At 41.4% G+C, this 14,880-nt stretch carries 1 protein-coding gene; it reads right to left on the bottom strand.

Annotation, left to right across the window (positions count from 1 at the left end; translation table 11 throughout):
- Positions 1-33 precede the first annotated feature (33 nt).
- Positions 34-14,673 carry a hemopexin repeat-containing protein gene (locus F6K64_RS18915; protein WP_287265985.1) on the bottom strand — a complete coding sequence of 4,880 codons (14,640 nt, stop codon included), beginning with the start codon at positions 14,671-14,673 and terminating at the stop codon, positions 34-36.
- Positions 14,674-14,880 lie beyond the last annotated feature (207 nt).

Below are 14,880 nucleotides of genomic sequence, written 5' to 3'. Positions count from 1 at the left end.
ATTATTCAACTAAATCTTGGATGTATTGGTTGTCTAAACAACCGCCTTATACATCACAACCAACCCCAAATTACTCAAACTCTTCTTATCCCCTTTGGCTTTAAAGTTCCAACTCGCTCCTGAGTTTCGGATCATCAAGCCATTCCCTTCATTAAACTTGCCATGCTTCAATGTCAGGTCATCATCATCATTCATAATCAAACTCACCTGCCCTTCCCCTTGCATTTCATAATGAGGCACCAACCCAGTAATTTTACTTCCCGATAAATTTGGCAACATCTCCCGCTTGACCATAATGTCGAGTTCTTCAGTTTCGTCACTAATAAACGCCTGCCATTCTTGAGGAAATGTTTCCGCCATATTTATATAAACAGCTGTGGGATAGGGCTTTAACATCCCCTTCACCGCACTGGCGAATGAGTTACCGCCATTAAGGGCAGTGTACTTCAACTTGATAGTCACCTTATTCAGTTCGTTCAAGTTGTAGCTGCCACGCTTACCGCTTAACTCTAATCGCCAGGTTGATACCGCACCTGTTCCTTCAAAGGGAAGGAAACGTTCATCATCTAATCGCAGTTCAAATAAACCGTTCGGTTCGTCATATTCTCCTATGTCACCCAAGGCTATTTGCTGAGTGGTGCGCCAATCGCTGCGGATTGACATCGGTTCCTTACCTTTGGGATTCAGTAAGTATTTCACCGCTTTCACGTCTGGTTCCATCACTGTTTTATGACGGAGTTGAGTTAAGGTGGCATTCACGGTTTTTCCTTCACCCGCATCGATTTCTATGGCAATCGTTTTAACCTGACGGCGGTAATGCCCTTGGAAGTCGTAATCGAATAAGGCTTCCGAGAGGTTGAACTCACAAGTGCCTTTTGTTTTCAATTGAATAAAGGCCATCGGGTCCAGCTCCGCCAAGGAAATATGTTTCCCGATTTCTAAAGAACGGCTATTGGTATCAATATAAGCCTTCTCCATGCGGTCTAGGTCATGCCCTAGGGAATCACCACTGAGTAAACCTTTCCGCAAGCTGTCCCAATACATACCGCCAATGAACGAGACCTCACTCTCTTTTAGACCGCGCTCGAATTGATAAGCTTTTTCGGCTGATTTGGCCATATCATGGGCGAGCTTATAGGTTTGGAAGAACAAACCTGAGAGCTTGCTGGTCATCCATTGATACAACTGTTCGTTTGAGAATTTGCTGGTCATAAAGCGTTTCATTGATTCATTTTGTTTGATCTCCTTTTCGGTTGACTGTATCTCAAGCCTTGCGACATTGATTTGAAATTTTGCCCCTTCTATTTGGGCTTCCAGTTGCTTGATTTCACTTTCAGCCATTGCTTGTTGTAGTATCCAATCCTCCAAACTTCGTTCAAATTGGGCATATATACCTGCAATTTCTCCGCCAAGACTAAACATTTCTGCCCACCCAGAAACAGTATCACCAGCAGAGGACAAGAAGTCATTGAATGCCGGTGGCTCAACTGTCGAGGCAAATGGAGGGCCTACATAGAATGTTGGAATTAAGCTAGCAACTGAGGCGGATGTTTTCAGAATAGCCGATGCTAAATGTAAATCTTTAGCTGTTTCCATCGCACCGATTTGGGCTTGTTCTGATGATAATAAGCCTGAATTAATTAACTCGTTATAATGCTCAAGTTGCCCTTCAGCACTTCTCTTGTTTTCTTCAAGGGATTTCAAGTTTTCAAGTGCATCATTTAATTGCGCTTCCTTAATCCGGCTCGTAACTTCGAGAATTTCCTTCTCATGACGATTTTGTAACAAGCTCAGGGCTTCGCTATCTTTCTTTTCGATCGCTCCCAACAAATCCCCACCGAATTGATTGAGTTTACCTACCAACTCTCGCGCTTTATTCAACATAAAGTTGAATCGATAATGAGGTACAGCAACTGACAATCCTGCGATCGCGCCACCGATGCCACCGCCACCTGCTACTGCGCGAACTAAAGCCATCGGGTCAATGGGAGGTTGGAACAAGGGCAAGGGTTGCTTAATCCCCATAATGTTTAGGCTATGGCGAATTTTATACAGCCGGTCTTCAATCCGATCCCAATAGTCAATTAAATTTTGATTTTCGGGTATATAGAAGTAGGGTTGAGTGACCGAGCTATGAATATTAGCCGCGAAGGTTAGACTCTTTTCATCTGGGTCTTTCCTACTCACATCAAACAAAAAGTCATATTGACTACTATCTGCCTCCGCGCCTTTATCATGAATGCCTTCAATCCCATTGTTGCCATTACGCCCAAAGGGTTTTGAATCAGACAATAGTCTGGTACCCGTATTTTCGGGTTTTTGTCCGAGGAGATCGTAAGCTAAGATATAGTGCATCCGGGCTTCGTTGATACTCTCCCTGGTGTACTGACGGAACAGTTGATCCCCCCAGTCGATCAGATTATCGATATAGGCCATCACTGTGGTGCGTCGATAGGCAATGCGTCTGAGTCGGGCAATGGCATGAGGGTCGAAGGGGTCTTTCAGGTAGGCTTGGATTTGCGGCATACTGCTGGTTTCATCGGGAACCATAAATCCATACCGGATCGGAAGTCGTTTAACTATCTCTAAAGTTTCCGCTAAAGCTTTGGCATTAGGGTCAACTTTCGCTAGAGCATCAACTGTATCTTTCAGATTGGTAATTGCTGGTTCTGTAGGCAAGTTTGCCAACTGAGTCCTTTCTGCACTGGAAAGCTCGCGTTTTCCTTCAAACGCTTCTTCAAACTTTTTCTTGTCCTTTTCGGGTTGAAGCAAGCCAATGACTGCGGATGCATTCAGGTTTAATGCCCTAGCATAAGACGTGATCCGAGTAATCAAAGCCTCAATATCCACTGATAAGAACGGCAAGAATTTCCAATATTCCACTTCATCGGTCGGGTCAAAGATGAACTCAAACCATTTCTTCGCCTCTTCAAACTTCTGTTGAGTATTCAGAGATTGAGCAATCAGCAATGGCGCGTGGAAGAAAAGTTCCCAATAGTGAAGGCCATTCGCACCCCGAAATTCCAAGTGTGAATGCAAGGGAAGGGTTTCGACCCTCTTGGGATTCACTTCAATAATAGTATCAGGGCTTTCTTTTGCTGGTTTATTAGGGTCATAGTCTACTTTTTTAAACATCGGGAGTTCATCGATTTCCTGATTCTGTAGGCTAAATAGGTCATCGATGCCATGGGCAAACAATTTTTGACTCAATTTACTTCCCGTCATCGAGGACAAACGAATGATGTCATACTTAGCATTTTGCTTAGTGACAAATTCCTCCACCCTCACATATTCCTTTCCTGATACTAGGTAGGCATGACTACCCTGTTGAAAGGCAGCGTCGAACTTATCGAATCCCTCGGGCCATACCCAGTTACCTTGGATATTGTTAATTTCTTTGGTGGCTTTGGATTCGGGATCGAAAATTGCGTATTGACTATGGTCGAAGAGATAAACCTTATTATCCAATTCAAATACCGCTCGAACCGGTCCATTCCATCGAGGCAACCCTTCCGTATTATTCCTCAATAGTCGAGGATATCCCGGTTCGACATTATCGAACTCAGTACCCTGGTAACGATAATACTGGTCCCCGGAAAAGAGGTATGTTTTTTCGTTGTGAGTAAAAGCTGCATCAACCACACCTTTACCATCTTGGATGTTATTTTTTACTTTTCCCCAATCCTTCTTAATGGTCTTTGTATCCGAGGCATTATCAGATGTGAAATAAATATTTCCTTGGAAAAATCGGATTTTATTATCAGAGCTAAAGAAAGCAGCATTAATTCCATTTTCGTTGGGAATACCATCTTCTCCGCCTTGGGAAATTTTCTTTGGATATCCCGTAACAGGCTGAGACAATGATGGGTCGCCAACAAACTTAATGTATTGGTTGCCAGACACCAAATACAAGATTTGGCTACCGGTGGAATCCCTCTTGGTTAAGGCATAGTCAATGGATGAAACGGCAGTATCTGCCCTAGATGTATAATTTGCAATATTCTTGGGTTGAGACCATGGAATAAGCAATGAACTCATTACCTTATTAAAGCTAGGACCCATTATGTAATTTTGCGCAGAAAGAAGCATTAGTTGACCCTGGGAGTCAATATACATTCCTGTTAACTGGTTAGAAGGCACTCCGTTAACATGAATAGTTTTCATAGGTGACCTTGTGGGTTGATTTCTTCCATCAACATTTCTGGCAAAGTCCTTATGAAATACAAATAGTTTCGGTTGAGGATCATTAACCGCTAAAATAAAGTGCTCCCCATATATGGATAACCCGACGAGGGATTTACTCCGTGAACTTTTTATTTCAGCAATATAGTGTAGTAGATAGGCATCACTAGTAGAGCTATTTTTGTAGAACTGATTGTCGGCGATAAAGAAAGCATCCTCATTAACCACAAACGCTTCGGTAACCTGACTTAAGTTCAGTTGTTCTATATTAGCAGTATATAATCCATCAAGCTTACTAAGTAACTCTTCTTTACTTGACGCCTTCTTGAGAGTTCCGCTGGTATCATGCAAATAAGTATCTTGTCCATAATCAAATGCGTTTCTAATACTTTTTGCGTCATCAGTCGGTGGCCAGAGCTTATCCGAAATCTTTAATGGGTTGTTAAGATCATCGGATGTGACATACTGATTTCCTTTGATAAAATACGACTTATTGCCATATTCAAAGGCAGCGTCCATGGATTCCCACTGGGGTAGGTTATCTTTATTTTCACTTAGTTTTATTGGATAACCATCATCAACCTGTTCAAAGGAAGTAGAATAGACGAAGTACTGGTCTCCGCTGAACAATATGGTCTTTCCTCCTTTAACCATTGCAGCGTCTACATGGTTATTTTGTTGAATATTATTATTGACCTTACCCCACTTATCTTTCGTCGCTTCTACAGAAGAAATAACAAGATCCTCCATCTTCTTATTCTCTGACTCTGATGGAATACTAGTTGTCGTATATTCGCCTTCCTTTGAAAATGCGTACAACTGATTATTAGCAACAAAGGCCGCGTTCATAGTAAACACTTTTGTAGTATCTAGTGTTTTAACGTCTCCGTTCGTATAAGTATCCGTTGCTCCCGAAGCTGGTTTACACAGGAAGCTCGCCCCTTTGTAATAGAAGCATGCCCAGGTGAGTGAGTTTTTGTTTTCTGGAACATGCAACAGTACAGGGGGTTCAAGTTTATTCACTTTTTCAGTAGGAAATAATTCTTTAAAGGTATCAATACCAGAACGGTTGACACCAGCAGTATTAGACTGACTTGCCTTAATTTTTACATCTCTGGTTTCGGGATAGAAGTTAAAACTGCTAACCTCGTTTCTGCGATCAGCAATAATTTGGAAGGTGGCATGGCGTTTTTCTTGCTGAGACGTAAGTGTTCGCCAGTCTTTCTTCCACATCGCACCATCATTATCAAAGTACAATACATCGTAGGAATAATTGACTGATACGAAGGTGTAACCGTCACCAATTAAGCCTTTAACGATTTGAAAACTGGAATCATTTTTATATAAATTATCGTCTGCTTGTTCGTGAAGCTTGATTCGATCTCCCTGATGCCTGAGATAGAAATCCGGCTTATCTGTTGCAGTGGACTTGATAGAAATAAGATCATTGCGATTTTTATCGAGGGTAGATTCAACTATTTTAAACTGGTTTTCTGGTGCTTCAAATGCATCTCCAGGAAGAATCCGTTTAACGTAACTTAGAAGATCCTTTTCATAATTGACCAGATGAAGCCTATCAGTGTTGGTTGCCTTCAGATAGACTTTACTGTCACCATCCACAGACGCTTTTTCAATCGCCTTAATAAGTTCTTCCCTTTCTGCGAACCCATCTGCATTCAATTTCGGTTTAATCTGTTTTTCGGTCACATAGTGACAGTGTACTAGAATACTATCCAGATTGAGTGCCTTACTCCTTTCTGAACCACTAAAATCTATAAAATAGTTAGTAATGGTGTAATTGGATGTCATCTGATGATTTAGTTTCTGGGCAGGAACCCAAGTTTTGTTCAAATCATAATAGGAGTAATAAATCTGCAAAACAGATTCGGTGACAGCGTTAGACTCGACCTTAGTGTTGTTATTTTCTGAACTGATATTGACCCCTGTATCTGAACCTATACTGCTTTTCTGTTCGATTTCAGCCCAGAAAACATAAACCCGATTCAGGGTATATACTGGGTAAACCCGCTCGGAATTAATTTGAATATTAACCTCTTCCCAGGGTTGCCAATTAACTGAGTCGGTTTCGCCATTGATAAAGGTAGCGCTTCGATAATAATAGCGTCGAGGCTCACTGATGGTATGACCAAACAGAACTATGTTTTTATCATCAGGATTGTCGGGATGATCATACACATAGCCCCCAGCCACCTTGAGCTGTGATAGCTCGGTATATTGGTCGATAAACCGATTAAAGGCTTGGGTGACATTGGCCTCATTCAGTTCCCCTTGCAGGAGTTCTTGCTCTAAGGCTTTAAATTCTGGGGTTTTGGTATCTCTGAGTTCCGCTCGAATATAGTTTTCTGGATACAAGAAGACTTTACGGTTGGCTTCCCAAACCCGATAGTTCTTCATCCATTCCCATCGGTTCAGCAAGTCTTGACGGCGTTGAGCCTGATCTGGTTTTAGCTCGGCGGATTCGAGATTAATAAAGTAACGATGCATAAACAGTTGAACTGCTGCGATCGCTTCTTTGATCTTAGAAGTGGATGCCTCGCTGCCCATTTCCACATCAATTAATAATTTCTGATAAAGTTCACGAGCATTATTTACCTCTTGATCTTTATGAATAGCATAAGGTAAGAGTGCATCACGCTTGATCAGATTCAATTCATCCCGGATTTCGTTGTGTAGCAACTCCACCCCTTTTGCACCACAGTGGGTTGTGGTCAGCAGTTTGTTTAACTCCTCTTTGGCAGCAACGATATTACTATGACTGGGATACTGCTGACCGCTATTGAACTGGGCCTTGGTTACAAAGAGTTTAACCAGTAGTTGTGAATAAAGCGTCTTAGGCTCTGTGGAAATTTTATGAGCAACCTGGAAGAAATCGAATATCCGTAGGATAAGCTCAATATTAAACCGATTCTCAAATTGATTATGCTTTTGGATAAAGCCATTATTTTTCTTGAGCCACTTGAGCTGATTGATATCCCAATCAAATAGCTCTGCTAAATCAAAATAGGGCAATTTGGTATAGCCTTGTTTCGGATGAAGGATATCGGTCAAGGTGGAATCACCGCTAGCATAGGTATCGTTAAGCTGTTTAAACTCGGTGATTACTTTAATATCGGAGATCAGGTAATCAGCCCAGTCTCCCCATCGCAGCTTAAACTGATAAGGCCCCATAATCTTAGGACATTCATGGCTGTTATTGATGAACCGAACATAGTGGTCAGCCTTAACAAAGTAGCTATGACCTTCAAACTGGAATGCTGCATCAATACCACTTTCAAAGTGATTGGGCAGATTACCCCAGTTATTGGCAATGGACTTAGGATAACCTGGGTCAACATATTTCTGTAATGGGCCACCATAGCGGATATATTGATTGCCTTTAAAGACCAGTAAACCACCTTCCTGGTCAATAATGGCAGCATCGATTGATGTAACGGGTTCCTCAAAATTGTTATTGGTCTTTAACCAGGTCTCTGTTACCTTAAGTTGAGTGTTGCTATCGTTAACCCAAAGATGTCTATCCTTAATCAGATGAACTTTCCCATCTTTGTCTTTTAGGGCAGCATCGATGCCATCAATTAACTCAACCGGAACTGTAGAGAAAGTAGATTGAGGTAATATCGGCTCATCCAGTAAGCCCGAGGCAATGGTTTTGGGATAGCCGCTGTCGATATATTCGTATTCGTCACCGGAATAGCGAATAAAACGGTTACCGGAGAACAAGTAGGTATAGCTCTTCTTGTCCGATGAATCAATAAATGCGATCGCAGCATCAATTTTACCGTTGGCTAAAAAGGGTTGTTCACCGCAAGCCAGTTTAGTCAGGTCGTAATTAGCCGCCAGTTCCATGGAGGCAACAAACAAGGTGGTATCGATCACGAGATACACATTCCGTTGATTGATCACCACTGCTGCTAGCTTGGCTTTGTCTTTGGCTATCTTCTCTTCAAATTCATCCGGTAGATGTTTAAAGCTGGCTTCTTTCCGTAAGTTGATAGCGATAGATTTGGGGTAATCTTTATCAATCTGTCGATAGTCATCACTGGAATAACGGACGTATTGGTCACCTGAGAATAGATACGTTATCCCTTTAGTATCAACAACCGCAGCATCTACTTTTTCGGTTAAAATATTCTTAACCAGTCCCCAATGATAGCGTGTTCTGTGGATATCACCGATCTTAAACGACCCTGGATTACTTGAATCAGGGGTAATGGTTAAGAAACACTCAGGGTTGAAACAGTGCATAGCACCGGTTTTATCAACGAAGACAGTGGTTAACTCTTCAATGACGTGATTATCACAAGCAATCCCCTTCCACAACTGCTCTAGGGACTTCGGATAAGACCAATAATCCTTTTCGGGATCGGGATCGGGATGATGTTCCAGGAATTTACCATCATGGATCAAGATCAGATTGTCACCATCAACATATACAGCATCAACCTGGTCAAAACCCTCTTCTTGATGTTCCTGGGGAATTTTCCAAAAACTCTGGTCGGCCTGCATCGGGTTTTCGTTATCAGGTTTTGTGTAGTCGTTGGATGAGTAACAAACATATCGGAACTCGCCATCTTCATTAGGGGGTTCTAGTAGATAGGTCTTACCATCGAGAACATAAGCATGAGCCACACGAGTTAACCCACCCCAATGATCTTTGATCATTTCCGGTAGTTCCGACGCTGGGTTATCCATGGGTTTATTATTTTCATAGGTAAAAAACTGATCCTGTGAAAACAGATAAGTTTTTCCATCCCGGCCCACGAGTCCAGCATCAAGCTGTCCAGATTCATAGATGCGGTTGGCTACGCGACCCCATTCCTGTTCTATATCCCTGGTTTCATCTAACAATAGGTTGTAAACATGCTTGTCTTTGAATAGATAGGTATTGCCATCTGTGCCTTTGAGTACAGCGTCTATACCCGATTTGAAATCATTAGGGAGTTTAGTGAACCATTCAGGCTGTTTGTTAAGTCGGTCCCACTTTACGCCTTCTAAGCTAGTACTATGCTCCCAACCTCTGTTTTGGCTCTCAATGTAAACCGAGCCGTCTTGAATAAAGGCACATTGAATTACATAGGTTGCATTAGTGTAGTCTTTGTAGGTTTTTGATCTGCTATTGGAAATGACGCGAAGCTGTTGATCAGCAAAAAGATAAACATTACGCTGATCAGCAAACGCGGCAGTCAATTTTTCGACTAAGGCGAGACTCTCTTTATCTTCCTTTAGCTGTTTAAAGCGAGGCTCATCGGCTAAAGCATCTTTGATTGACTTCGGATAACCAGATTCAACATTCTCGTAATTGTCATCTGTGTATCGGAAGAATTGTGAACCGGAAAATAGATAAGTATGAATTGCGCTTTGCTTCTGAGTCTCAGTTTGACCTTTAACTTCCTCCTCCCATTCAGAATGCAGTCGCACCGCCGCATCAATTTTTCCAGTTTCTAAAATATTATTTTTGATGTTGCCCCAGAATTTCTCAGTTTTTCTGGGATAGCCGTTGTCCAAATGACAAAACTCTTTGTCTGAAAAACGAACATACTCATTGCCAGAAAAGAAATAGGTTTTTCCATCTTTGCCAGTAAAGGCTGCATGTATTTTAGTAAAGGGGATGTCGTCCCATTTTTCGGAAATAGTTTGCGGCTCTGACCACCAACGGTGCATAGCATCAGAGTGGATAAATTGGTTGCCAGAAAATAGATAGTGGCTGCCATTATAATCTGTGAAAACCGCATCAACTGCTGCAAAACCAGCATTAATTAAATGCTGAGGCAGATTCCACCAGTTATCATTGACAAGTTTTGGCTCCCGATACCCTTCATCTGCTTCTTTGTAGTCATTAGTTGAATAGCGAACATACTTCGGTTTTGAAGTAGACTTATCGAATAAATAAGTCTTTCCATCCAAGACAAAGGCTGCATTAACTTGTTCTAATCCCCCCCAGTCAGATGCGATCGTTCTCGGATACCCTGCATCGACTTCGGAATAGTCATCACTGGAATAACGGAAATACTGATTGCCGCTGAAGAGATAGGTTTTGCCATCAAGACCAACAAAGGCGGCATCTACGGAACCATCGGTCAGGGGGTTTAAGGTTTTACCCCAATGCTCTTTAATTTCATGGGGGGTAATCTGACTATTGCTTGAATCAATAGTTATATATTTTTTGTCTTTAAATAGGTAAACTACTTGATTGTTATCTTTAAAAGCCGCATCAATATCTTGGTGGAACTCAGCAGGAAGATTGTTAAAGTGTTCTTTAATGAGTTTAGGGAACCCTTCCGTGGGCATCACCCCATCATTTTCCAGGCAATCCTTAAAGCTAAATATCTGATCGCCGCAGAAGATCATGATCTGACTACCATCGATATAAGCTGCATCCACTTTGCCAGTAGTTTTCAGATTATTTTGCGTCCGCCCCCACTTAGCCATAATACTCTCGGCTTTAGTCAGGTCCTCTGAACTAACAAATTGATCTTGCTTAAATAAGTAGGTCTTACCATCATGTCCGACAAAGGCAGCATCTATGGATTCTTGAAATGGTTTTGGTAGTTGTTCGTTGCCTGGTTCATTTTTCCAGTCTTGGGCAATAGTTTTAGGATAGCCTTCGTCGATATATTCGCTGCCATTTGATTTGCGAACATATTCTTCCCCTGAAAAGAGATAGGTGTATCCACTACTATCGGTATAAGCGGCATCGATTTTATCAAGGTTCTGGAAGTTATTATGGAGCTTACCCCATTCTCGTTCTTTTAGTTCCCAAACTTTACTATCTTTGGCTTGCTGATAGTATTTTCCGCCTGCGATAATCACGTTTCGACCTTCATTGTCCACAAAAGCCGCATCAATGGTTTTACCGGCAAAGTGAACTGAAAGTTCTTTAAGTTCCTTTCCGTCTTCTTCTTCTAATTCATAGGTTACGCCATCATAAATCCAATATCGGTCACCTGCGAACAAGTAGATCTTGCCATCGGTGCTCTCCAGGAGGGCATCAAATGTGGTAATGGGTGTAGATTCTTGTTTAGATTTTTGGGGAAGTTCCAGCTTTTCAGGAAACTTCTCGACTAAACTCTGATCATGAAAGACCAGCTCAATATCTTCTTTCGTCAGTTTGAGTTTATTGGCCAGCAAGGCAAACTGTTGAGTTCGGCGATAGGCAGTATTGAACCGTTGTTCTTTGGGCAGTTTGGTAATATTGCCCAGAATATCTTCAGCCTTTAATAAGGGTAACAACCATTCAGATGCAATATGATCACTGCCTTTAAACATCTCAGCAGAGATCACTCGCATACTATCCACATTCAGGTTAAACGTCTGCTTTAACTGTTTATAGATAAAGGTTTCTTGTTTCTCAGCTAGGGTTTTAACCAGGCCAACCACCTTATTAACCATCGCCGATTGCTCTTTAGCAATGGCATGCAATAAAAAGAATACATCTTTATGGTAATCTTCAAATGCTTCTAGGGATATGGCCAGGGCATTGTCGATATTTAGGAAATAGTCAAGCTTATCCTCTGGGATTTTCCGGTCATCGGTGATGTGCTCTAAACTGATCAGAAGGTCAAATAATTCCTCTTTTTCGCTGCTACTGAAGCCCAGCTGATCTAGTGGATGGTCTACTAACTGTAGCTTGTCTGATAGCAGTACGATGTTGCGCAAAGTATTAAACACAACCCGGTTATCAGTGGGCTCGAATGACCACCAAATATCGAAGTTATCGGAATTTTCTTCTTCTCTGAAAAATGCTTTATGTTTTTCGGCTATTTTACCCCCTTCTAGAAAGTGGTAGTTTACCGCCTGGAAACACCATCTGGCCACAATTTTATCGGCAACTTCAATAAAATGCTCTCGGCTAAACTGAAGATAACTAGACAGATTTTTTTCAATATGTTGCTTTAACGCTGATAATATGGCTGTTCTATGGGGATAGAATTGCAACGCCAGGGAAAAATCGTTTAGTGGGAGCTGAGTTAGTTTAAGGTTATGGACAAAATGCCCGTTTTCATCGATATAGTCGTTAAACTTGAGATTTTCAATCAAATCATCCACTTCGAGCTCGGTTAGTCCTAACTCAGAAAATATCCCTTTGTTAACCGCAATCTTGTGTAGTTTTATCTCCTGACTACGCTTAGACAGAATCTCGAATACATCTTTTGACTGGGTACCGATATTGGCATTAACTTCAAAATTATCTTCATTATCAGAATCTTCGAAGAATGACTTTTCAACTAGGGCACCTTGATCATCGATATAACCGTTAAAAATTAGATTATGGTAGAGCTCTCTAGATTCAAATTCTTGTAACCCCAAGGGTTTGAGATCAGAAGGATAAATAGAAACATCATCATGGTCTTGATGGAGCTTGCTAATTTGATTGAACAGCTCAGACCGAATAGGGATAAAATCTGTATCAATGTGGAATTTATTGACATCGGTAGTGAGTTGGTCTTCAATCAGCCTGCCTTGAGTAGTCAAGTGACCTTTATGAATCAAATTGTCATAGATTTTATCGGCTATTTTTTCCCCAATCCCCAAGCCCAAGAAATCTTTCTCGGTAATGGTGTCAATTTTATTAACAGCGTCGATGGCTGCTTTTTTGACAAGATTCGCATCAAAGGAAATCAGCCTAGGCTCTTTCTTCGTCAGATGATAGTTGCGATCGCTTAAGGTTTCGTAAACCAGCCGTGATGTCCGGCTGTCCAGCCCAGCTTCTTTTAGTAATGATTCTTTAAAATGTAAGGGTTTAAAAGCTTGATGCCAACTATTGAATAACGCCAGTTGCTCTTCCTCGTCAATCTCCTTTTGGGTTTTGACTTTCTTAACCGGCATGGTGTCATCAATTTTCTTCAATTCGATTTTATCGACATAAGCACCACTGGTTATTTTTAACAAGTCATGGGCAGAAAAGTCGTTCTTTTGCATCCATTGGGTCAATCCATAAACGACTTGAATCAACCACATGGAGTTTTCAACATTATCCTTGGAGATGATTTGGTAACAATCCCGCTCATCTATCTTAAAGTCTATTAAAACGTTGCAATTTTGAAATTGCCGAACAGCGGGGTCTTTTTCTAAGATATCGAAAATAATAAATAGCTCTTCCAGGGAAATCTCACAGATATTGGCTAGCTTACTTACACGGTAGAAAGTGGTAAGCATTGACCTTTCTTCATCCGCCTTGCTCCAAAGCTCATCGTTATCCAAGTGGCTACGAAACTTTTTAATTAAGTAGGTCAGTTGCTTGGTAGGTAAATCCAAAGAGTGGGCAACCCTTTTTCGATAACCATCATTGGATGTATCGAGAATATCTAGTTTGAATTCAATCTTGGAAAGTCCTAGCTCAGAAAATTGTTCAGGAATATTGGCGTGATTCCAGATATACTGTTTATCAGCGATCGCACAGGGGTTATTGTAAACGCGGTTAAACAGGTCAATCGGCATCTCCTCATTACCTTGCCCGAGGATATTCATCGGAGCAAACAAGGCACAAATCTCATCAACTTCCAGTTCCAGCTTAGCCTTTAGCCAGTGAACAACTGCGATACGGGTAATAGCTTTTGCGTTTAACTGATTGTTACAGCAGGTACGTAGGATAATATCCAGTTCGGTAAACGTGAACCCGGTTTTCTTAGCGAGACGGATGAAGCGGTTGGCACGGTCTAGCCAGAAATCAATTTCTTCACCCTGTGATCTAGAATCTTGAATTTTCCACCCAATGGCTTGTTCATCCTCAGTTAGATCAGCAGCCCCTATTTGAGAGCTATTACAGAAAAATTTAGCTAAATTATCGTTCTTAATTTCTTGACTTTTATTAAGATTTTGAAATAAAACTTCTCGAAGTTCTAGTTCACTGATGCCGGTAGCTGTAAGAAACTTATCTACACTTACAAGATGATTTTCGATTACCTCTTTACCTTGATCATCCTTTGACTTTACCTTGAGGTCTGATAAATTAGTAACACCGTAACACAGTGCGATCGCATTGCCTGTTCGGGCGGTTTCGATCAGAGTCGCCCACTCTTGTTCTAAGATCCCTAAATAGGCTTTTGCCAACAGCTCTTGCTGTGGCATCTCATCAAGTAATCTATAAAGTTCCTCTGCTTTTACACCAAGATGCTGAAGATAGACCTTGACTGTTGCGTAGTCAATATCTTGGGGCAGGTTAAAGGGATAAATCGCTTTACGGATCTGTTCAAAAGCCTCACCATTTCCATTGTTCTTGATTTTAGAGGCTAGGATCTCATTGACTCGATCCAGGTAAGGTAGCATCTCAAAGGTATTTTTAGCATCCAGCAGTATTTCCTTGATATCACTGCGACGCTGGTCAAACCCGTGTTCCTTAAACTCATCATCCAACAGTTGTAATAAATCAGCTAAATAAGCAGCAGGAGAATAAACTGAACGGGCTTCATCGCCTTTTTTGAAATCAATTTCTCCAAAAATCCGTTCATAGCTTGGTAATTGTTTAGCCATATTTCCCTCTACTTATTCAGAGCATTTATACCAACTCTGTACTGGTGCGTCTTTATATACTATTGGACCTGATACAGGTTTCACAGTACCCTTGCGGGTACCTTTTTTGTTAAGAAAGATTAATCGATATATAGGAAAGGGAACAGGGAACAGGGAATAGGGAACAGGGAACAGGGAGCAGGGAGCAGGGAACAGGGAACAGGGAAC

It is taken from the genome of Moorena sp. SIO3A2, assembly GCF_010672265.1.
Lineage (GTDB): Bacteria > Cyanobacteriota > Cyanobacteriia > Cyanobacteriales > Coleofasciculaceae > Moorena > Moorena producens.
The sequence above is the reverse complement of the archived record's forward strand: the minus strand, read 5'-3'. Positions and strand labels throughout refer to the sequence as shown.